Genomic DNA, 22,107 nt, shown 5'->3' with positions numbered 1-22,107 from the left:
GGGCTAGCATGCCTGCGTCAACGGACAGGCAAAACAATCGGACACGTTATGGCTTTTCGCTCTGCTCGCCCTTCGCAACGCTCGCTTTTATTTACGCTGGTGATCGTGCTGGGCTGTGGTTTCCTGGCAACTTCGCTGCTCAGCTATTACTCGTCGCGCGAGTCCATTCGCGACAACATCATCAATACCGAGCTGCCGCTGACGTCCGACACCGTGTATTCGGAAATCCAGAAAGATCTGGTTCGCCCCGTATTGATCTCTTCGATGATGGCCCGCGACACGTTCATGCGTGACTGGGTTGTGGAAGGCGAGCGCAATACGCAGCAGATCACTCGTTATCTCAAAGAAGTGATGGACCACTACGGGGCGTTCACCACGTTTTTCGTGTCCGACAGCAGCCTGACGTATTACCAGGCCAAAGGCATCCTGAAGAAAATCGACGCCCGGGAGCCGCGAGACGTCTGGTATTACCGCGTCCGGGACATGGAAGCTCCGTACGAGATCAACGTCGATCCGGACATGGCCAACAAGGACAACCTGACGTTTTTCATCAACTACAAAGTCTTCGACTACAACAACAAATTCATTGGTGCCACCGGCGTCGGGCTGACCGTGGATGCCGTCATCAAACTGATCGACCGCTACCAACAGCGCTATGAGCGCAGCGTTTATTTTGTCGATGCCTTCGGCCGCATCGTATTGACCGGCGAAAGCGGAGGTCCACAGGGCGCAGCAATTGGCGAGTCACTCAGTCAGTTGCCGAGCATGGCCGACTTGCTGAGCAAAATGCCCAAACCGCTCAGCGGCACTTACGAGCACAGGGTCAACGGCAAGGAACACTTCCTCAACGTACGTTACATACCGGAACTGAACTGGTACCTGTTCGTCGACAAGGAAGAGGAATCTGCACTGAGTGACATACGCCACTCGCTGTACCTGAACCTGCTTATCTGTCTGGTGATCACGCTCATAGTGGTTTACCTGCTGAATCTGGTGGTCAACCGCTTCCAGTACCGAATTGAAGCCCAGGCGACCCTCGATAGCCTGACCGGCCTGCCGAACCGTCGCGGCTTCAATCTGTGGGCGGTCAAGACCCTCAAGGATGCTCAGCGCGATGCTCGCCCACTCACAGCCATGCTGCTGGACCTGGACCACTTCAAGCGACTTAACGACACCCACGGGCATCTGGCCGGGGATGAAGTGCTGGCCGGTTTTGCTGAAGACCTGAAAAGCTGCTTGCGTCAGTCAGACATCATTTGTCGTTGGGGCGGCGAAGAGTTCATCATCTTGCTCAAGGGCACTGATACCGTTGATGCCCATGATGTCGCGGAAAAAATTCGGCTGCTGGCCGAACAGCACCGTTACACGTTCTCCGGCGAACCGCTGTATGTGACGGTCAGCATCGGCTTGAGCCGGTTGCAGCCCGACGATACGCTGCAAAGCCTGATCGCCCGCGCAGACAGCGCGCTGTATCGCGCCAAGCAAAACGGTCGCAACCAGATTTGCACGGAGACGCCAAGGGCACCATGAACACCTCAGCCAGTACTCCACAAATCTGCCCGGCCTGCGGCGCAAGCAACGCTTGCACCCTGGCCGACCCGCGCACGGCGGATCAGGCGTGCTGGTGTTTTTCAGTGAGCATTGACCCTGCGGTGATCCAGGCCCTGCCGGAAGAACTGCGTAACAAAGCCTGCCTGTGCCCACGCTGTGCGGGGATCAGTGATGCGCTTTCGGACAAGACTGATCCTTGCCCCGACTGAAGCCTTTGGAAGATGCTTTTGACGTTGTAGGACTGGCTTTAGCCGGGAGGACGGCATTTCTTACAAAGAAAATTTGGCGACTGTCCTGCCCTCCTCCCGGCTAAATCCGGTCCTACGAATCTCGCAGAACCGTGGGAGATTTCATTCGCGATGGCTGGTGCTAAATCTGTAGGAGCTGACGAAGGCTGCGAATTGCGGAGTTTCAGAAAAAACACCGTCGCAGCCTTCGGCAGCGCCTACAAGAATTGTCCCGAATCAGCGCCAGCACTCGCTCGACCTAATGGATCTTGCGCGGGAACAGGTAACATACCTGTCCTCCTCACCATCACACCAAAATCGCCATGCGCCTCGACCGTTTCCTCAGCAACCTGCCGCGCTTCAATCGCAAGGACGTCCGTCTGGCGTTGATCGGCGGACGGGTCAAAGTGGACGGGCAACGGGTCAGCGATCCGCATCACGCGGTGCGCGAGTTCAGCCGGGTGGAGTTCGACGATGAGGTCCTGCAAGTCGGCAAGCCTGCGCGCTACTTCATGTTGCACAAACCTCAGGGCTGCGTCAGCGCCACCACCGATCCGCAACACCCCACCGTGCTGGACTTGCTGCACGAGCCCGACAAGCACGAACTGCACATCGCCGGACGACTGGATTTCAATACCACCGGGCTGATGCTGCTCACCAACGACGGCCAGTGGTCACGACGTCTGACCCAACCCCAGACCAAGCTGCCGAAGGTTTACTACGTCGAAACCGAACAAGTCATCGACGAGCGCTATGTGCAGACTTTTGCCCAAGGCCTGTACTTCGCCTTCGAAGACCTCACCACCCAACCCGCACAGCTGGCGATACTCGGCCCCCGTTGCGCAAGATTGAGCATCGTTGAGGGCCGCTATCATCAGATCAAACGCATGTTCGGCCATTTCGACAACAAAGTGCTGCGCCTGCATCGTGAAAGCATGGCCCATCTGAGCCTCGACCCGGAGTTGAAGCCAGGCCAATACCGTGTGCTAGAGCCTTCGGAAATTCAGGGCGTATAAGTCTTTCCCTACCGCTGGGCAGTCCGGCGAAACAAACTACGAACGGCACTTGCGGGTTAGCGGATCCACTGCTTGAATCCAATCGTCAGTCCACATGTGACTGGCGAGTCATCTACGCATTCCAAGAAACCTTTTGCCGCCCCGAGCCAACGCTCACGGCAAATCGCCCGCCAATAATAAAACCTGTCGGCAAGATCGTTTCGGATCGACAAGGGCCCCTTTGCAAGGCAATGCCTACCTGTCACGAAATTCGTGCAACGTTGTTTGCGCGCACATCTTGTTTACGTCAGGAGACACACCTATGAGGCCAGAAATCGCTGTGCTTGATATACAGGGACAGTTTCGGGTTTACACGGAGTTCTATCGGGCAGAAGCTGCCGAAAAGACCATCATCATGGTCAACGGCTCACTGGCCACAACGGCATCGTTCGCCCAGACCGTGCGCAACCTGCACCCACAATTCAACGTGGTGCTCTACGATCAGCCCTACGCCGGCAAATCCAAACCCCACAACCTGAATGAAAGGCCGTTGAGCAAAGAGCTGGAAGGTCAAATCCTGCTGGAGCTGATTGACCATTTCAACGCTGAACACGTCATGTCGTTCTCGTGGGGTGGCGCGGCCACGCTGGTTGCTCTGTCCCACCGACCCAAGCGCATCGAAAAGGCTGTAATCAGCTCGTTCTCCCCCGTGATCAACGTACACATGCGTGATTACCTGGAGCGCGGCATCACCCACCTCAGCGTCCATGACCGCTACGAAGTCGGCAACCTGGTCAACAGCACCATCGGCAAACACCTGCCGCCGTTGTTCAAGCGCTTCAATCATCGGCACGTGAGTAACCTGGACACCCACGAATACGACCAGATGCACTTTCACATCAACGACGTACTGACCCTGGATACCGCGAACTACCTGACAGTCGCGCAGAACATCAACGTGCCCGTGTTGTTTCTTAACGGCGAGTGGGACGAGTACACCGCCGCCACCGACGCCCGCTTGTTCGCCCAGGCAGTCCAGCACAGCACCTTCAGCACCATTCAGAGCACCGGGCACTTTCTGGACATGGAACACAAATCCGCGTGCCGGGATTCGCGTGACGCCCTGATGGACTTTCTTACACCAAAGCCCGAGTCCAGCAGCCGATCAACCTACCACTACCGACAGGCCCAAACCGTACATGCCTTCGCCCTCTGAACCCGACGCACGACCGAGCAAGGGACCCCATCCGCCCGTGCAGCACGCACAGACAAGCGCGGATGGGCTCCGTTCGGGACTGGTTTTCAAGGTAATAAAAACAGGGGAGAGAAATTATCGCTTCAATTCAGCGGGCCATTCTGGTACAAAGTCAGCCGCTTCAGAGCGGGTGTAGTTTAGTGGTAAAACGAAAGCTTCCCAAGCTTTAGTTGAGGGTTCGATTCCCTCCACCCGCTCCATTTCTTTCAAGGCTTCTGGGCCTTTCTTGCGACGCATCTTTACCTTCCCGCCTGCGTAAAAAAATCGCATCCGACTCGCGCCTGGCGTTTGCCGCTCCCAAACACGCCTTTTTCGTCAGTAATACTTGCCCCGCCTACGATAAAGCCAAAACCATAAAGTGCGACACACAGGCCTGCGCATCTTCCTTGTGTGCGTCAGCACTGACCAAAACCGTCACCACCACATTTCCACGTTCGAAGTGCCATCTGGCAGGAGTCCCGCGACGCGGCGAGCCGACCCACTCTGCCGTGAAACCTCCATCAACCAGCGACTGGCGATATAGCCCGATGGTTTGTGTGCAGGCTGCCTGATCAGGCGCAACAGCACCCAGTGGAAAGTTGAAGTCCAGCCGACTGACAGGTTGGCCTTTTGCGTCCGATATTGATTCCAGTGAGTAGCGCATACCGCCGACCAGTTCGCCTGAAATCCAGAACTCCTGCGGATCGGTGGCGTTGTGTTTCAACGTCACGCCAAACTTTTTCTCGACCTGTAAACGCGCCATGTCCTGTTTGCCATGTATCGAAAGCGTCAACCGCACGATGCGTTGCGCCAGTTCCTCAGAGGTCATCTCCGGCACGGGCTGCGCAGTGGCATCAGGAGATGCGTAAGTGGCCTGGGGCTGTGCAGTCGCGATAAAGGCCAGCAACACACCGGCCCACAACACGTCAGCGCAGCGATTGATGAAGCTTCTGCGCGCTTGGCGATACGGAGCTACCTGCTTTGTTAAATTCATGGGCCAACCCTTACGATTCAAGTGCCCTACAGTCCCTCAAATCAAACCCAGCGCCGAGTATTTGCAATAGTAATCAGCAGAAGATCGCCCAAGACCTCCAGCATTTCAATAGCACACCTGTGCTATCGAAACTCATCAACCTTTCAATTATGTTTTAACTTCCAGGACAAGGGCTGAGTTTGCTAAATACGGTGATAAAAAAGGTCCCGCGCCATTTTTTCTTGTCGTTGTTAATGCTCACGGCATCGCACCCGGTACTGCCCAAGTGGCGTGCAACGTAGAGGTTCAGGAAATGGAAGCGCAAACAACACAGTCCCCTTATGACGCGAGCCTGCGCGACCACCGGGCGGAAGCCGAGCTTGAGGCTTATTTCCAGAAGCACCGCAAAACCGGCATCGTGCTGCAACGGGTCTATCCACCCACCGCATTTCCCAAAGTGCGCAGTCGGTTAGGCGGTCTGCCGCAATTGCCGCAGACTTTTGAATGGCCCATAGGGGTAAGTTACGGTGAGTCGACGCCCATGCATTTTCTCGCTCAGATCGACTGCGCGGAGTTGCCACGCGTCGAGTCGCTGATGCCAACGCAGGGCATGTTGTTTTTCTTCGCTGTAAACGACGAAGAACAGATCTGGGACACAGATCCTCCCCAGGAACGTGTGCGGGTGCTGTACGCGCCGAATGTGCCAGCGGAACAGCCCGAGCGCCAGGCGCCGGAACATCTGCGTCCGATTCAGGACGTGAATAAAGCGGACAGCCCACACACGGAACCGGGGTGGCTGCTACCTGGTGAGAGTGGGCCGCGCCTCCATGCGCAATGGCCATTGGTAGCACGGCGGATGGACACTTGGCCATACGACATGCCAACGCCGGAAGGCAGCTCGAGGCCTGCACTGGCGGCCTACCACCAGCGATGGTCAGAACTGAGCCTGGGAGCAGCCGTGGCGGCGACCGGGCTAATGCCCAACGCCAACGCTATTTTCCGTTGGGAGCGGCCGCTGTCCCAATCCTGGAAGTTCCCTGCCCAGTGGCTGCGCTATCAGCTTGATTTCCCCCAGGTGGGTATCATGATAGATCGCCTGGCGCGGATCGCAGGGAATTCCCGAATCAAGGAAACACGCAGTTTTGTGGCTGATCAGGATGTGCTGGACTGGGTGGAGCACGCCAGTCGAATTGGCTGGGATAACGTCCCTGATGAGGCCACGAGGGAGGCCTTCCGAAACTGGATCATTGGACAGATCGGCGACGAGAATGAAGGCACCACGATCACCGATGCAAGAATGGGGGAAGTCTTCACGAAAGGTCTGCTGGCCTCTATTGCGTACGTCGCTGGCTCACCTGACACCGCCCGGTTGATTCCATTACCGCTCTATCGTGACGTTGAAGGCGAGCACTTGCCGTATGAGGAAAGTTATCGCAAGCATGCCGATGGACGAAGGGACTGTGCCAGGGCCAGAGTCCATCAGATGTTGGGGCATGTTCCGCTTTTGCAGGGCGCCATGCCTGATATCGAGGGCGAGCCGGTATGCCTGCTGCAGCTCGCCTGGGATCCTGCCATCGACCTCAGGTTTGGCGATTGCGGCCAAGCGACTTTCTGGATCGCCAGGGAGGATCTGGCGGTTCAGAACTTTGATCGTGTGGCAGCGGTGGTAGAGTCACATTGAGTCGATTATCAGACGTTCTCTTGGTGCTCGCGCAGCAACCGCATCTTTCGGCATGAATCCATCGTGATCACTTTCATCGATTTCCCAAGCGCCATGGGTGACAACACCGGAGGCCACAGATGCAAACTGTCTCTCGCGCCATAATCTGCCTGGCCTTGCTGATGTCCGCACTCAGTGCTTGTGCTCAACAAGCACCTGCGACTCCGTCAGAAGCACTTACGCCACAGAAGAGCACAGATACCGAACCCAGCCCGGCAGACAAGCTCAATCGCGATCCCGCCCCATCGCTGCCGGGCACCGCAAGTCTCAATAACCGTACGGCCACGACTGGCAGTTACCGGCCGATTCCACAGCAACTAATCGACGCTTTGCTATCGCTACCCGGAGCAGGACTGCAAGTACCCCAATCGACGCTTAAGCAATTACTGGGGAAAAAGACCAGCTACGTTGTCGAGATCCCCCGCCTCCCTTCCCGCCCTGACATCAGAATCACTAGCACCCGTCAGCCAGGCGCCTCCTATTACGTATGGGCACGCAGCTTTCAGGTCGAGTCTGCTGGCGTGACGGGCTATCTGGTCAACGTAAGCGTCAGCTGTAAGGCGCCGGTCGACGATCTGACAGAAGAAGCCGCCAAAGCGTTGCGTCATCGCTGTGCTCAAGCGGGCACTCAACGCCTGAGCAGCGGCTTGCGGGCCTATCTCATCACCAATGGACAGGCCAAAGACGTCACCGCTACGATCCAGCGCCCTCAAGATGCCTTGGGAGTCGACCTGTATAACCGCTATCAAACTAAGGGAGGAAGTCAGCTGTTTCTGGACGATACCCGCCTCGATCAGACTCCGGCGGCCCGCTGGGTGATGGAGTTCGACCCTGAACAGCCACTTCAGCCTGACGCAGACCGTGCGTTCGACAGCGGAAGAATGGTCCATGCCGGCTTTCTGGTGTGGGAAGGTGATAACTTCAAAAGCGTCGATACCGTCCCGGCGCGCCTGTGGCCCTGTCCGGAAAAGCGGCCCGCTGAATGCACGGCCGACGACCGCTTCGTGACCCAGGACAAGTAAATCCGCTCCCGCGAGGAATGCATTTCAACCTCAAAAGCCTGATGCAAAGATAAGCCTTCGAGTTAACATCTCTCCCGCACGCCTCATCCCAGGGAGTATTCAATGGCAGACAAGACACACCGCTACGAAGTCCAGATAACCTGGACTGGCAACGAAGGCACAGGAACATCGTCCTATCGCGGTTACAGCCGGTCACATGTCATTCAGGCTGAAGGTAAGGCATCCATTGAAGGCTCTTCCGACCCAAGTTTCCGGGGCGACCCAAAACGCTGGAATCCGGAGGAATTGCTTCTCGCCTCTTTATCGGCATGCCACAAACTCTGGTACCTCGGGCTTTGTGCCGGGGCCGGGATTGTGGTGCTTGAGTATGAGGACAAAGCAGAAGGCACAATGGTCGAGGAAAGTGATGGCGCGGGGCAGTTCACCTCGGTTGTATTGAAGCCGAAGGTCACTCTGGCTCCGGGCTCCGATATCGAAGGCGCTCACGCCCTGCACAAGACAGCTCATGAGAAATGCTTCATCGCGCGCTCGGTGAATTTCCCGGTCAGTCATGCGCCAGTCATATCGACCACTGCAGAGAATGCCTGAACACACCGTTCCCCGTGGGAGCGAATTTATTCGCGAAGGCGTCCGGTCTGCAAAATATTTGCGTCTGACACACCGCTTTCGCGAATGAATTCGCTCCCACAAGAAGTGGCGTCGCAAGGACATGTCATTCCGCCAGCGGGCTATCACACTCAGCATAAGTGCCTGAGCGCACCCTTTTCCGTGGGAGCGAATTTATTCGCGAAGGCGTCCGGTCTGCAAAATATTTGCGTCTGACACACCGCTTTCTCGAATGAATTCGCTCCCACAGGGAGTGGCGTCGCAAGGACATGTAAATCCGCCAGCGGGCTATCACACTCAGCATAAGTGCCTGAGCGCACCCTTTTCCGTGGGAGCGAATTTATTCGCGAAGGCGTCCGGTCTGCAAAATATTTGCGTCTGACACACCGCTTTCGCGAATGAATTCCCACAGGGAGTGGCGTCGCAAGGACATGTAAATCCGCCAGCGGGCTATCACACTCAGCATAAGTGCCTGAGCGCACCCTTTTCCGTGGGAGCGAATTCATTCGCGAAGGCGTCCGGTCTGCAAAATATTTGCGTCTGACACACCGCTTTCGCGAATGAATTCCCACAGGGAGTGGCGTCGCAAGGACATGTAAATCCGCCAGCGGGCTATCACACTCAGCATAAGTGCCTGAGCGCACCCTTTTCCGTGGGAGCGAATTTATTCGCGAAGGGGTCCGCTCTGCAAAATATTTGCGTCTGACACACCGCTTTCGCGAATGAATTCGCTCCCACTGGTTTGGTGTTTACAACCTCTGATTACATCGACAAAAACCGCGTCGCCCTTCTCCACCACGGGCGTTTCTCGCGGGTTTCGTGGAGCAGGATGTTGGGCATGTCTCGCAGGCGAATCCACGACTCGTCCTGCCAGTGCAGCAGGTTCATCGAGGCACCGTCCCAATCCAGCACGCCGAGGATCGGACGTTCGGTGCGGCCGGGATTCTGCACGTCACGCAGCACAGGCACGACCTGCAGCGTCAGCCATTCGCGCAGTTCACGATTTTGCGCGGAGGGGTGATAAATCAGTAATGCGTATGCGCCGGACTCGTTGACCATCAAGGTGTCCTGAGTCGAGCCATAGCAGTGCAGCGACAAAGTGCGACACTCGTCACGTCCGAGCTTGCGGGTTTTGCGTTCGTCGATGAACAGGCCCATCAAACGGCCCAGATCGCGGGCACAGAACCAGGCCTGGTTTTCCAGCATGAGCGCGTGGAGCGTGAGGGTTTGGCGGGTGAATAGGGTTGGGATGAAAGGCGTCGTTTCAGTTGTCGGCATCAGTCTATTTCTCTTTGCTGGTTAGACTGCCAGCTACCGTCGCCAAACGGATAGGGTGGCAGTTGTACGCAGGTTGGCGAACCGGAGCAAAGAACCGGCAGACCCGAAAGTCTCCCACGTACAACCGCCATAGCGGATCGCGGGCAATAAATGCCCGCTTCCGAATGGTACACGCTATACATCATTGCTAGCCGGATCGCCAAATCCAGTGCTGAGTTATTCAGCAGCCGCGGAGGTTACGGCGCACGCCCCGTGCCCGGCAAGACAAGAAATGTAAAAACCGGGACATCGAACCAGCAGTGTCTACTGGGGACAAGCAGCAGAACTCGATGCCAATGAGCAGCGCGCATCCCTAAATTAGATTTAGTGGTTATAGTCACCACCATTTCAAGCATTCAACCAATGCCTGGATTGACCAAGACAGCAAGCAGCCTATTGAAGCAAGCCTCGCTTTGGTGAGCGGGGTTCCATCCAGTCCCAAGGAGGACTAAACAGTGCTTTATCCCATCGCAATTCTTCCCGGTGATGAGCAGCATGCGTGGGGTGTTGAGGTTCCAGATATTCCCGGCTGCTTCTCTGCCGGTGACGACCTGGACGACGCCATGGCGATGGCTCGCGAAGCCATTGAGGGTCATCTGGAGATTCTGGCTGAGGATGGTTCGGCTATTCCGACCGCTCAGAAAGTAACCGTACACGCGCAAAACCCGGAATACAAAGGCTGCACATGGGCGTTGGTGGACATTGATATCACCAAATACATGGGCAAGTCCGAGAAGCTCAACATCACCCTTCCAGCACACTTGCTGACCCGGATTGATGAATACGTGAAGCATCATCCGGAAGAGAAAAGCCGCTCGGGCTTTTTGGCTTCGGCAGCGCTCAGGGTTTTGCATGAGGTGCGAGGTTAAGACGCTAAACGTTACACCAGCGAACCGTTAGGCGCATCGTAAATACCTGACTGCACCGTTTTCTGTAGGAGCTGCCGAAGGCTGCGATCGCGGTGTGTCAGGATAAATGTTTCGCAGCCTTCGGCAGCTCCTACAGAAAATGCATTTCAACCCAGTAGTTTGCATGTTGCTAGCGAGGCGGATCGTCAGGTATGCCGCCTCGCCAACAAATTGCCTTCTACAAAAATAGACTTCAATCCTCTGCGAACCCCGCAAACCACCCGTGAAACAGCAACCGCACCGCATCCGTCCAGCGGGTCCACCAGCTTCCTGCCTCAACACCTTCCAAAGCGATCAACGGCCGGGTTGCCAGTTTCTGCTCGCCATCAAATACGTCAATGCTGCCGACCACTGCTCCTTTATCCACAGGGGCAATCAGCGGGGCATCGATGTGGACGCGGGTTTCAGGCTTGTGCGAACCCTTGGGCGTTGTCAGCGTGATGTCGTCTAGAACGCCCACGGCAAGGGTATTTTCAGTGCCCTTCCAGACTCTCGGATGGCTCAACGGCTGAAGCGCTTTCTCGAAGGTCTGGTTCTCGTAAAACCGGAAACCATAGGTCAGGAGTTTCTCGGTATCCGTCGCACGGGCCAGCGTTGAACTTGAGCCGAACACCGCAGTGATCAGGCGTCGACCATCCCGCACGGCAGAGGTCACCATGCAGTAACCCGCCGCCTCGGTGTGCCCGGTCTTGAGGCCGTCAACGGTTTTGTCACGCCAGAGCAGCAAGTTGCGATTGGGTTGTCGAATACCGTTCCAGGTGAAGTGCTTTTTCTTGTACAACGGATAGTACGCCGACTCGTCGTTGATGATGGACTGGGCCAGCATCGCCATGTCGTGAGCGGACGAGTAATGGTCGGGCTCTGGCAGGCCTGTCGGGTTATCGAAGTGCGTGTTGCTCAGCCCGAGGCTTTGCGCTGTTTTGTTCATCAAACTTGCGAAGCTGTCGGTGCTGCCCGCTATGTGTTCGGCCAGCGCGACACTGGCGTCGTTGCCGGAATCGATGACGATGCCCTGCAGCAAGTCATGAACGCTGACGGTGCTGCCCGGATCCAGGAACATTCTGGAGCCTTCGGTGCGCCAGGCGTTTTCACTGACGGTGACCAGCTCGTCCGGTTTCAATTGCCCGGCCTGAATATCCCGGGTGGCCACGTACACGGTCATCAGCTTCGTCAGGCTGGCGGGAGGAAGACGCTCGTCTGCGTCGTGTTCAACGATGACATGGCCAGTACTGGCGTCCATCAACACCCAGGCGCTCGCTGACAACTGGGGCGGGGAAGGAATCATGGCGCCCGGCGTGGGAGCGGCCATGCCGACGTTCGCCCACAGGGCACAAACAGAGATCAGGCTGATCCGCAATAACAGTGGTTTCACAGGAAGCGGGTCCAGATTGGCAGAAGGTCCGCCAAAGTAGGTGATGACCTGCCCTGTCTCAAATTAAGCAAAGTTAAGAAAAGTTTAAGCGCACCAATAGGTTAGTCAGGTTCGCGGACAGTCGATCACAACCCGTGTACCGCCTGAGTCAGAGGCTTGAATCTGCAAGGTAAAAGCGTGCAAGCGCACGACCGCAGCCACTAGCGAAAGACCGAGCCCGTAACCCGGTTGCTGACGGCTGGCATCGCCGCGATACAACCGGCGCAACACGCTTTCCCGTTCGGCTTCGGGGATCCCCGGACCGTCGTCAACCACCTCAATGCGCAGACTGTCGCCCACCACATTGGCCCGCAGACAAAGACGCCCGCCCGGGGCGGTGAACTTGATCGCGTTATCCAGCAGATTCGTCAGCGCCTCAAACAGCAGCGCCTGATCACCTTTCATGACGGGTAAATCAGCACCCAGCTCAAGCGCAAGCACCTGACCTTTTTCCTGCGCCATGGGTTCGTAAAACTCGTGGGCCTGGCGCAACAATACGTCGGGCTGGAATGACGCAAAGGCCAATCGCCGTCGGGTGTCTTCCAGCTCGGAAATCCTCAGCAACCCCTGAAAACGAAACATGATCGCTTCGCTCTCTTCCAGGGCCAGGCTGAGGCTTGATGCATGAGCATCGGTCATGGGCAATTGCTGCAATTGATAAAGCCGCGCACGCAGACGCGTCAACGGGGTGCGCAGGTCATGGGCGATGCCATCGCAGACGCTTTTGACCTCGTGCAGTAGCCGTTCGATATGTTCGAGCATGGTGTTGACGGCGCTGGCCAGCATGTCCAGTTCATCCCGTGCGGGCGACAGGGGCAGCCGCTCTGACAGGTTGCCGGAGACGATCCGCTCGGTACTGCGCTGCAGCCTTTCGACCCGGCGCAACGGCCTGCGTCTCAGTAATTGCCAACCGATCAAACCGGGTATCAACGTCAGAGACAAGCCCCAGAACAGCGCCTGACCGATGATTCCTGCGACCGCCGAGATGGAACCGCCGTCACGGGCCAGCACCAGTATCCGGCCGTCATTGCGACGCTGCAGAAAGGCGTGACTGCTGCGCGTTTCGCTCACCGTGTCCGCGATTCGCAAACCGCGTTTCAGGTAATGCACACGACCGTCGTCCGGCAAGCTGGACCGCAGCTTCAACAGGTTGCCGGCGATGTACTGCCCGTTGCCTTCAAACAACCCATAGGCATCAATGCCGGGAATGGAATACGCCTCACTGCCCTGCAATTCATCAAGCAGGCTGGCGTCATCGATTTTCTGGTAATAGTGCGCACGCTGCATCAGCGTGCGCTCGGCCACAGTGCCGAGGTAATCGGAGATCTTCCAGTACAGAACGCCGGTGAACACCGCGCCCCACGCCACAAAGAACAGTGCGTAAAGGCCGATCAGCCGACTGTTGCTTGAGCGCCAGCGCTCAGTTCTGGGTGCCAAGTACGTACCCCGACCCGCGAATAGTGTGGATCAGCGGCGCGCCTGGCCCTTCGATCTTTTTGCGCAAGCGGCCCATGTGCACATCAATGATGTTGGTGCCGGGGTCGAAGTGATAACCCCAGACCTCTTCAAACAGCATGGTGCGCGTCACTTGTTGCCCGGCATGGCGCATCAGGTAGGTGAGCAATTTGAATTCGGTGGGGAGCAAAGTGATGCGCTCGCCGGAGCGCGACACGCTGTTCTCGATCAGGTCGAGGGTCAGGTTGCCGACAGTAAGCTGATGGATCTGCGAATCGGCGGTCGGCCGTCGTAACAGCACTTCCAGGCGCGCAACCATTTCGACCATCGAGAACGGTTTGGTCAGGTAATCATCACCACCGCAGCGCAACCCTCTGACGCGCTCGTCAACGTCGGATAACGCGCTGATCATCAATACCGGTGTGCGAATGCCGAGGCTACGCAATGTGGTGACGATAGTCAGACCATCGAAGTCCGGCAGCATTCGGTCCAGGGTAATCGCGTCATAGCTGCCCGCGATTGCCATGGCCAGCCCGTCACGCCCGGTGCTGGCTCGTTGCACGTCAAAACCATGAGCCTGCAGCTCGGTGGCGATGGATTGTGCGGTCACCTCATCATCTTCGATGACCAGCGCCTGATTCATGATTTTCCCCGCTGACAGTCCGCGTATGCGGCGTTGAAGAACCGCGAGCCTAGGGAGTTGGTCACGGTGGGTAAACTAAATATTTATTAACGCAGGGTAACTTTTTCAGCGTGGGTGTGGGGCTTAGTGTCGCGTTTTTCTTCAACGAGTCCCCTGCCATGCCACGCTTGCTCACGCCCCTCGCCTTTTCATGTGCACTGCTTACAGCCTTCGCGGCCCATGCAGCGCCAGTGCCCACGCCGACCACTCTGACTGTTCTGAGCTCCGGCGGCATCATGGGTGCCGTTCAGGGGATCGCGCCGGACTACGAGAAAGCCACGGGCGTGAAGCTGAACATTGAAGCGTCGCCTTCCATGGGGAAAACACCTCAGGCCATTCCTAACCGGCTGGATCGAAAGGAACCGGCAGACGTTGTGCTGATGGTCGGTTCTGCTCTGGATAAACTTGTCGCGCAGGACCAGGTCGATAAAGCCAGCCGCGTCGATCTGGGCAAATCCTACATCGCCATGGCCGTGCGCAAGGGCGAGACCAAGCCTGATATTTCCACCATGGACGCGTTTCGCAAGGCGCTGCTCGACAGCAAGTCCATCGCTTACTCCGATAGCGCCAGCGGCGTTTACCTCTCGCGCATTCTGTTCCCGAAAATGACCCTTGGCGCTGACTTTACTGCCAAGGCGCGGATGATTCCTGCCGAACCCGTGGGTGCCGTTGTCGCCCGCAAGGAAGCGCAACTTGGCTTTCAGCAGCTCAGTGAACTCAAGCCTGTTGAAGGCATAGACATTGTTGGCCTGATCCCGGATCAAGCGCAGCAGATGACGCTTTATTCGGGTGCCGTTACTCGGTCCACTGAACACGCAAAAGAAGCTCAGGCACTGCTGAAATACATGGCCTCCAAGGAAGGCGCTAAAGCCATTGAAGACAGCGGTTTGAAGCCGGTGACAACCCGGTAAACCGGAAACCTGTAGGAGCGCCACCCCGGTTGCTCCTACGGGGATTGCATTGTGTTCGATTGAAGATCACCCCGTGCCTCTGACACGGCGCTGTCTCGCGGCAAATACGATTCCAGGTGGGACCGAATTCATTCGGGAAGGCGGTGTTAAAGCGATACATAAGCTGCGAATGTATCGGCCCCTTCGCGAATGAATTCGCTCCCACACAGACTGTGTGAAAACGTAGCGAGCGACGGCAAGACAAGGCAAAAACAGGCGAAAAAGCGGAGTCTAGGTGTTCTAAATGAGCATTTTTCGCCTGTTTTTAACGCAGTGTTGCCGAGCGCAGTAGTTTTCACACAGTCTGCACAGGGATTAGGGCTTGCAGACCAACCTAGAATCCCCCACGTAAAACCGTCTCCATACCATGATTCGAATTTTGTTTCGATAAATGGGACCGGTCACCAAAGCGCTATGTCATAGGTGATGTAGATCCGGTTGCTGTCACGGCCTCGGGCAAAGTCCGAGCGGTACACGTAGTTACGCAGTTTCACTCCCAGCCCTTTCAACGTCCCGCCTTGCAGCACATAAGCCAGCTCCGCGTCGCGTTCCCATTCCTTCAATTGCGCAGCGCCCGACTTGCCGTTGTCGCCACTCAGGTAGCGCGTCGAGAATGTCAGACCCGGCACACCTACGCGGGCGAAGTCATAGCCATAGCTGAGCATCCAGGTCTTTTCATCCTCCTCGATGAACTTGCCGATCCCGACGTTGCTGAACGAATACACAGTAGCGCCACTGATATAGGGCAAGCCCGCATCGCCGCTCAAGGTCTGATAACCGCCGCCAAAACTGTGCCCGGCCAGTGCATAGGTCAATTGCCCGCTGAGCATGTCGTTATCGATTTTGCCGCCACGTCCCGTTCCGGCATCGACGCTGTTAAAGTAACGCAGGTCGCTGGTCAGCACGCCGGATCCCAACGGCAAATCATGCTGGATCGATGCAAATTGCTGGCGGTAAAAATTTTCCAGTTCACCGTAGAAGTAACTGAGCTTGATGCTTTTACCGAGTTTGTAATCGCCACCCACGTACGAGAAGTCCGAACCTCGGCCGGTGAATCCGTCGGGAATGATGGAGCGGCTGTCCGACGAATCGCGAAGTTTGAATTGATCCAGGTGACCGCCCGTCAGGGTCAGGTTGTCGATGTCGGTGCTGGTGAATTGAGTGCCCTGGTAGGTCTGAGGCAACAGGCGCGCATCGTTATAAATAAGCACCGGCGTTTTGGGCAACAGCGTGCCGTACTTCAGCGTGGTCTTGGCCAGACGCACTTTCGCCGCCGCGCCGAGACTCGCGAACTCATCGGCCGCACGGCCATCGTCATGCACGGGCAGCAAGCCAGTGCCGCTGCGGCCCTTGCCTGAATCGAGCTTGACGCCCCACAGGCCCAGCGCGTCGATGCCAAAGCCCAATGTGCCTTGAGTAAAACCGGACTGGTAGTCGAGCAGAAAACCCTGCGCCCATTCGGTGCGTTCACTTTTGGCAGTTCTGGCAGCACGAGCGCTCAGGCCGTTTTCGTCACGGAAGTTCTCGTTGAAATAAACGTTGCGCAGTTGCAGCTTCAGCTTGCTGTCTTCGATAAACCCTGCGGCTTCCACACCCGCCCACGGCAACAGGGTCAACAGCGGCGCGCTCTTTATAAAAGTTGTAGTTCCACGCTTGGAAAACATACTCATGCTTAATACTCATTGTTGTTATTGGAGATGCAGTGATCCGCACGCCCTGTTCGGGGCGTGTGGTTGGTTCAGTCATAAGTGGCTGCAAACAGAGTTGTTGTAGGAGCTGCCGAAGGCTGCGAAAGCGGTGTGTCAGGATGATCGCTTTCGCAGCCTTCGGCAGCTCCTACAGAAAATGCATTTCAGTTGTTTAAATCAAACAAACAACGTCAGCGCACCGGTCAGCAGCGCCAGAGCCGTGACCACCAAAGAGGTCAGCACCGCCCACTTCACCGTCGCTTTCTGAAAGTCGCCGATATCGCGGTCGATCATGCCCATCAGCAGCAGCGTCGAAGCCACCAGCGGACTCATCAGATGCACCGGCTGCCCCAGAATCGACGCCCTGGCGATCTCCAGCGGGCTGATGCCATACGCCGCTGCAGCATTGGCGAGGATTGGCACCACGCCGAAGTAGTAAGCATCGTTGGACAATACAAAGGTCAGCGGCATGCTGGTCAGTGCGACCACCAGCGGGAACAGGTGGCCCCACTCCGGCGGAATCCAGGCCACCAGGGTTTGCGCCAGCGCGTCGACCATTTTGGTGCCCGAGAAAATCCCGGCGAAAATACCGGCCGCGAAAACCAGCAGCACCACAGTCATGGCATTGCCGGAGTGGGCCAGGATGCGTTCTTTCTGAATATCCAGTTGCGGATAGTTGATCATCAGCGCCAGCACAAAACCGATCAGGAACAGAACCGCCGAGTGCATCAGGCCCATGACCAAGGCGATCATCACGGCAACAACCAGCGCCAGATTGACGTAGGCCAGCTTGGGACGCTTGTGCGGGGTATCACCGAGAATCGCCTCGATGTAGCAGTTACCGCCGCCACTTTGCAGGTCGACGTTGCCGATACGTTTACGCTCGGCGCGCCCCAGCCAAAAGGCAGTAAAAACTACCCATGCTGCGCCGCCGATCATGGTAGGCAGCAACGGGATGAAGTACTCACCGGCGTCCAGCCCCAGCGCAGCAATGGCTCGTGTGGCCGGGCCGCCCCAGGGAGTCATGCCGCTCATGATACTCAATGAAAGCATCGCCACGATACCGAGGATCATCGGGTTCATGCCGATGCGTTTGTACAGCGGCAGCATCGCCGCGCAGGTGATCATGTAAGTGGTGGTGCCGTCGCCATCAAGGGCCACGGTCAGCGACAACAACGCGGTGCCCACCGCGATTTTCATCGGGTCGCCGTTCACGCGTTTGAGGATCTTGCGAATCAGTGGATCGAACAGTCCGGAATCAATCATCAAGCCAAAAAACAGGATCGCAAACAGCAGCAATGCTGCGGACGGCGCGACCATTTTCAGGCCATCAAGCATCATCTTGCCGGTGGTGCCGCCAAAGCCGCCAATGACTGCAAACACGATCGGAACGATCGTCAACGCCACGATGGGAGACAGACGTTTGGACATGATCAGGTAGGTGAACACCACGACCATGGCGAGGCCAAGGAAGGCAAGCATATGGTTATTCTCTTGTTGTTATTTATGGACAAACGAACGCCGCCGGGCTGGTCGGGCACCGTGTAAACGGTGCTCGACCCGCTCGTACAAAGATCGATTGAATTAAGGGGTGATCAGGTGCGTTCAGCCACCGGCGCAGCGCTCTCCCATGGAGCAACATCGGGGCTGGGCATCGCAGCTTTGCCATCGAGCCTTTGCATCAGGACCTGACGGTCACAGGCGTTCTCCGACAGAGAAATCACCACGGTGGCGACCGCGTTGCTGGCCAGGCTGGTCAGTGCACGCGCTTCGGACATGAAGCGGTCGATGCCGATCAGCAGCGCCAGGCCCGCCAGGGGAATATCGTGAATAACGGTCAGGGTCGAGGCCAATGCGACAAAACCACTGCCGGTCACGCCCGCCGCACCTTTGGATGACAGCAACATGATCGCCAGCATGGTCAGGGTCTGGGTCATGCTCAGCTCGATGTTGCAGGCCTGAGCGATGAAAACGGCAGCCAGTGACAGGTAAATCGCCGTGCCGTCCAGGTTGAACGAGTACCCGGTTGGAAGCACCAGACCCACCACGCCTTTCTTGCAGCCCAGTGCCTGAAGTTTTTCGAGCATGCGCGGCATGACCGGCTCAGTGGACGAGGTGCCCAGTACCACCAGAAACTCTTCGCGGAAATAACGCAGCAGCTTCCACAGGCTGAAGCCGTTGGCGCGGCAGATACCGCCCAGCACGATAAAGACAAAGAACCCGCAGGCGATGTACAGCGTCATGATCAGCTTGGCCAGCGAGCCCAGCGACGTAATGCCGTACTGGCCAACGGTGAAGGCCAGTGCACCAAAAGCACCGATCGGGGCAAAGCGCATCAGGTACGAGAAAATCTTGAACACCATGTGCGAAGCCGACTCAAGCACATTGAGTACTGGCTTGCCGCGCTCGCCCAGTGACGACAAGGCGAATCCGGACAGCACCGCGATGAACAACACCGGCAACACTTCACCCTTGTTGAACGCACCGATGAAAGTGTCAGGAATGATGTGCATGAAAAAATCGACGACGCCCAGTTTCGCGGCGGACTCGGTGTACTGGCTCAATCCTGCCGTGCTCAACTTGCTCGGGTCGATGTTCATGCCTACGCCCGGCTTGAGCACGTAGACCGCCACCAGGCCGATGAACAGGCTGATCACGGTAAGCACCAGAAACAGCAGCATGGTCTTGCTCATCAATCGCCCGAGCGACCGCTTGTCACTCATCCCGGCAATACCGGTGACGATGGTGCAGAACACCACCGGCGCGATCATCATCTTGATGAGCTTGATGAACGCGTCACCCAGAGGCTTGAGCGCTACGGCTTGTTGCCCCCAGATATGTCCAACCAGGACACCGAGAACCACGGCGCAGATAATCTGAAAGTAGAGCGATTTTGCGATTTTCATGATGCATCACCCATTATTGGTGTTGTTCTGATGCGGTACTGAATTTCATGTCATATCAGGCAGAGCACGGTGTAACTCAAACTAAACTTCAACCCGCCAGGCGTTGCGCGGCAGGCGCATAAACCTCACCGGAAAACAGGCGACGTGCGGTGCGCACAACCGAGGCACGAATCGTTTGCCCGTTTTCCCCCACGTAAGCCAGCGCGACCTGAATCGAGCCGCTCGGGTGTTCGATCCGGACCTGCTGCAAGCGCGGTGACTCGCTGCCAATTCCGAGCAACTTCGCGACCACGGTGCCGTCACTGACGCAAGCAGTGGCCAAGCCGATCGAACCGGTAATGGCCAAAGCCTTATGGCAGTTATGCGGCATGAAGTAACGAACCTTGAGGGTCCCGCCCGCATCGGGCTTCGAAACCAGTACGGGCTTGGGGATCACTTTATCGCTGACATCGCCCAACCCCATCGCCATACCTGCGCGCAGACGCAGGGCTTCGAGTTTGCGCAGGAATTCCTTGTCAGCGTCCAGCTCCGCAGGCGTTTCGTCACCACGTTTACCCAGCAGCGAGGCTTCGATGATGACCATCGGCATTGCCATGTCGATGCAGGTCACCGGCACGCCATCAAGGATGTCAGTCTGTTGACCCGTTGGGAACAGTTTGCCGGTCTTGCTACCCGCTGCATCAAGGAACGTCAGTTGTACGGGGGCTGCCGAACCTGGCACGCCATCGATACTGGTCTGGCCTTCGTAGCTGACCTGACCGCCTGGGGTGTTGACGTCAGCGCAAACGAACGTGCCGGTATTGAGGTTACGAATCCGCACCTGAGTCACGTCACCGCTCGCCTTGACCAACCCCTGCTCCACCGCAAACGGGCCGACAGCGCAGAGCATGTTGCCGCAGTTGGGCGCGGTATCAACACGGCGCTGCGAAACCATGACTTGCACGAACAGGTAATCGACATCGGCGTCTTCGTGGGGCGAAGGGCTGACAATCGCCACCTTGCTGGTCTGTGGACTGCCGCCGCCAATACCGTCGATCTCCAGCTCATGGCCGGAGCCCATCAGTGCCAACAGAAGCTCATCACGCTCAGCAGTGGAGACAGGCAAATCACTGGCAAGAAAAACCGGCCCCTTGGAGGTGCCGCCGCGCATCAGGACGCAGGGAATCGGTTGCATATTTGCAGACTCTTGTTGATCAATTGGGGTAATTGATGTGTTGAAAGCAAGAGTCCCACGGATGTTTTGCCTTATCCAATGCAAAGATCGTAGCGATTATTCCACTTTGGTAAATAATAACCTAACCTATGAAACTGCCCATCGCTAACCACTGACAGGAGAATAAAAGTGGAATATGAGCTGCAAGATATCCGATCGTTCGTGAAAATCGCCGAACTTGGTAGCTTCCATGAAGCTGCCGAAGTGCTGCACATTTCTCAACCGGCGTTGACCCGGCGCATAAAGAAGCTCGAACAGGGATTGGGGACGTCGTTGCTGGATCGCACTACGCGCAGGGTCAGCCTGACCAGCGTGGGTCGCGATTTTTTCCCCAAGGCGCGACGTCTACTGGATGATTTTGAAGATTCGATTCTGAACATCCGCGAGCTGGCAGAACGACAAATCGGCCAGGTAACCCTCGCCTGCATTCCTACCGCTGCGTTCTACTTTTTGCCTTCGGTGATTCGCCTGTATAACGAACGCTATCCAAAAATCCGCATCCGCTTACTGGACCTCAGCGCCAATGAAGGCCTGGAAGCAGTGCTGCGTGGGGAAGCAGATTTCGGCATCAACATGATGAGCGGACAGCATCCGGATATCGAGTTCGTACCGCTAGTCAAAGAGCCCTTCGTTCTCGCTTGCCGACGCGACCATGAACTGGCAAAACGCGAGTCTGTGTCCTGGATCGAACTCAGCGAATATCGCCTTATTGGTGTGGGAAGACTGAGCGGCAACCGGATGATTCTTGACCATGCGCTGGCGGGTTTGAGCTGGCGGCCCAAATGGTTTTATGAGGTGCAGCATTTGTCGACCTCACTGGGGATGGTCGAGGCAGGTTTGGGCATTTCAGCCATGCCAAGTCTGGCGATGCCGGCCGAAGGTCACCCGACGTTGGTCAGCGTGCCGCTGGTTGATCCAGTGGTCGACAGGACACTGGGCCTGGTATCGCGGCGCGGTGCCTCGCTGTCTCCAGCAGCAGAAAAATTCGTCGCCATGCTGCTGGAGCAGTGGCCGCAGTGATGCCGAGCACGGCTCGGTTAGAGTCCGTAAACAGAAGCACGGCGCTTATCAATAAATGCACTCATCTGATTTGGAATCCTTTTTCTGTAGGAGTGAGCTTGCTCGCGATAGCGTCGGACCAGACGATAATTTTTCAACAGGCCTACCATTATCGCGAGCAAGCTCACTCCTGCAGGGTCCATGTTTGCCGCGAGACAGAGCGGTGTCGTAGACAGTGCGCCCCCTACAG

The 22,107-nt window shown here is 56.9% G+C and carries 19 protein-coding genes and 1 tRNA gene; 11 read left to right on the top strand and 9 right to left on the bottom strand.

All coding sequences use genetic code 11. The features are described 5' to 3' along the window. Window positions 1-48 precede the first annotated feature (48 nt). The 5 genes from K3169_RS06495 (at window position 49) to K3169_RS06475 (ending at window position 4,228) form a co-directional block, all read left to right on the top strand. Window positions 49-1,530 (top strand): sensor domain-containing diguanylate cyclase, encoded by a 1,482-nt coding sequence (locus K3169_RS06495; RefSeq protein WP_263270675.1) that lies wholly within the window; start codon window positions 49-51, stop codon window positions 1,528-1,530. Next, window positions 1,527-1,760 (top strand): cysteine-rich CWC family protein, encoded by a 234-nt coding sequence (locus K3169_RS06490; protein WP_263270673.1) that lies wholly within the window; start codon window positions 1,527-1,529, stop codon window positions 1,758-1,760. The genes K3169_RS06495 and K3169_RS06490 overlap by 4 nt, the downstream gene beginning before the upstream one ends. A gap of 341 nt (window positions 1,761-2,101) precedes the next feature. Beyond that, window positions 2,102-2,794: a pseudouridine synthase gene (locus K3169_RS06485; protein WP_263270671.1), complete on the top strand. Its 693-nt coding sequence runs from the start codon at window positions 2,102-2,104 to the stop codon at window positions 2,792-2,794. Window positions 2,795-3,095: 301 nt separating this feature from the next. After that, entirely contained in the window at window positions 3,096-3,989 is an 894-nt protein-coding gene (locus K3169_RS06480; RefSeq protein ID WP_027899747.1) for an alpha/beta fold hydrolase, read from the top strand. Between the two features lie 165 nt (window positions 3,990-4,154). After that, window positions 4,155-4,228 (top strand) — tRNA-Gly (locus tag K3169_RS06475). Between the two features lie 134 nt (window positions 4,229-4,362). Here the strand turns inward: K3169_RS06475 and K3169_RS06470 are convergent. Then, complete coding sequence (locus K3169_RS06470) at window positions 4,363-5,001, bottom strand: hypothetical protein (RefSeq protein ID WP_263270669.1); 639 nt, start codon at window positions 4,999-5,001, stop codon at window positions 4,363-4,365. Between the two features lie 292 nt (window positions 5,002-5,293). Between K3169_RS06470 and K3169_RS06465 the strand changes: the two genes are divergently transcribed. The 3 genes from K3169_RS06465 to K3169_RS06455 all read left to right on the top strand — a co-directional run bounded on the left by K3169_RS06465 (window position 5,294) and on the right by K3169_RS06455 (window position 8,310). Then, on the top strand, window positions 5,294-6,661 hold the full coding sequence (locus K3169_RS06465; protein ID WP_263270667.1) for a DUF1963 domain-containing protein: 1,368 nt from the start codon (window positions 5,294-5,296) through the stop codon (window positions 6,659-6,661). A gap of 119 nt (window positions 6,662-6,780) precedes the next feature. Then, on the top strand, window positions 6,781-7,722 hold the full coding sequence (locus tag K3169_RS06460) for a hypothetical protein (RefSeq protein ID WP_263270666.1): 942 nt from the start codon (window positions 6,781-6,783) through the stop codon (window positions 7,720-7,722). A gap of 102 nt (window positions 7,723-7,824) precedes the next feature. Beyond that, window positions 7,825-8,310, top strand: coding sequence for an OsmC family protein (locus tag K3169_RS06455; protein WP_263270664.1), 486 nt, complete (start codon window positions 7,825-7,827; stop codon window positions 8,308-8,310). A gap of 780 nt (window positions 8,311-9,090) precedes the next feature. Here K3169_RS06455 and K3169_RS06450 read toward each other — a convergent pair. After that, window positions 9,091-9,606, bottom strand: a complete 516-nt coding sequence (locus tag K3169_RS06450; protein WP_231677756.1) for a Bro-N domain-containing protein — start codon at window positions 9,604-9,606, stop codon at window positions 9,091-9,093. 494 nt (window positions 9,607-10,100) lie between these two features. Between K3169_RS06450 and K3169_RS06445 the strand changes: the two genes are divergently transcribed. Further along, window positions 10,101-10,514, top strand: coding sequence for a type II toxin-antitoxin system HicB family antitoxin (locus tag K3169_RS06445; protein ID WP_027902431.1), 414 nt, complete (start codon window positions 10,101-10,103; stop codon window positions 10,512-10,514). A 232-nt stretch (window positions 10,515-10,746) separates the two neighbouring features. Here K3169_RS06445 and K3169_RS06440 read toward each other — a convergent pair whose 3' ends face one another. The 3 genes from K3169_RS06440 to K3169_RS06430 all read right to left on the bottom strand — a co-directional run bounded on the left by K3169_RS06440 (window position 10,747) and on the right by K3169_RS06430 (window position 14,062). Next, window positions 10,747-11,862 carry a D-alanyl-D-alanine carboxypeptidase family protein gene (locus K3169_RS06440; RefSeq protein WP_231666362.1) on the bottom strand — a complete coding sequence of 372 codons (1,116 nt, stop codon included), beginning with the start codon at window positions 11,860-11,862 and terminating at the stop codon, window positions 10,747-10,749. Between the two features lie 168 nt (window positions 11,863-12,030). Beyond that, window positions 12,031-13,401 carry a sensor histidine kinase gene (locus K3169_RS06435; protein WP_263270661.1) on the bottom strand — a complete coding sequence of 457 codons (1,371 nt, stop codon included), beginning with the start codon at window positions 13,399-13,401 and terminating at the stop codon, window positions 12,031-12,033. Next, window positions 13,385-14,062, bottom strand: coding sequence for a response regulator transcription factor (locus K3169_RS06430; RefSeq protein ID WP_263270659.1), 678 nt, complete (start codon window positions 14,060-14,062; stop codon window positions 13,385-13,387). The genes K3169_RS06435 and K3169_RS06430 overlap by 17 nt, the downstream gene beginning before the upstream one ends. Window positions 14,063-14,220: 158 nt before the next feature. Between K3169_RS06430 and K3169_RS06425 the strand changes: the two genes are divergently transcribed. Further along, window positions 14,221-15,012, top strand: a complete 792-nt coding sequence (locus tag K3169_RS06425; protein WP_027902427.1) for a substrate-binding domain-containing protein — start codon at window positions 14,221-14,223, stop codon at window positions 15,010-15,012. Window positions 15,013-15,452: 440 nt separating this feature from the next. On the opposite strand, the gene K3169_RS06420 is transcribed toward K3169_RS06425, so the two are convergent. The 4 genes from K3169_RS06420 to K3169_RS06405 all read right to left on the bottom strand — a co-directional run bounded on the left by K3169_RS06420 (window position 15,453) and on the right by K3169_RS06405 (window position 20,819). After that, entirely contained in the window at window positions 15,453-16,721 is a 1,269-nt protein-coding gene (locus K3169_RS06420) for an OprD family porin (protein WP_406643982.1), read from the bottom strand. Between the two features lie 195 nt (window positions 16,722-16,916). Then, complete coding sequence (locus K3169_RS06415) at window positions 16,917-18,221, bottom strand: CitMHS family transporter (RefSeq protein WP_027901657.1); 1,305 nt, start codon at window positions 18,219-18,221, stop codon at window positions 16,917-16,919. 113 nt (window positions 18,222-18,334) lie between these two features. After that, a complete protein-coding gene (locus K3169_RS06410; RefSeq protein WP_122396277.1) occupies window positions 18,335-19,645 on the bottom strand; it encodes a dicarboxylate/amino acid:cation symporter in 1,311 nt (436 codons plus the stop codon). A gap of 88 nt (window positions 19,646-19,733) precedes the next feature. Beyond that, window positions 19,734-20,819 (bottom strand): 4-oxalomesaconate tautomerase, encoded by a 1,086-nt coding sequence (locus tag K3169_RS06405; protein ID WP_027901659.1) that lies wholly within the window; start codon window positions 20,817-20,819, stop codon window positions 19,734-19,736. A 168-nt stretch (window positions 20,820-20,987) separates the two neighbouring features. On the opposite strand from K3169_RS06405, the gene K3169_RS06400 reads away from it, so the two are divergent. Then, window positions 20,988-21,878 (top strand): LysR family transcriptional regulator, encoded by an 891-nt coding sequence (locus tag K3169_RS06400; RefSeq protein ID WP_027901660.1) that lies wholly within the window; start codon window positions 20,988-20,990, stop codon window positions 21,876-21,878. The last annotated feature ends 229 nt before the right edge of the window (window positions 21,879-22,107 follow it).

Source organism: Pseudomonas phytophila, assembly GCF_025643095.1.
Taxonomy (GTDB): domain Bacteria; phylum Pseudomonadota; class Gammaproteobacteria; order Pseudomonadales; family Pseudomonadaceae; genus Aquipseudomonas; species Aquipseudomonas quasicaspiana.
This window is presented reverse-complemented; position numbering and strand designations above follow the sequence as displayed.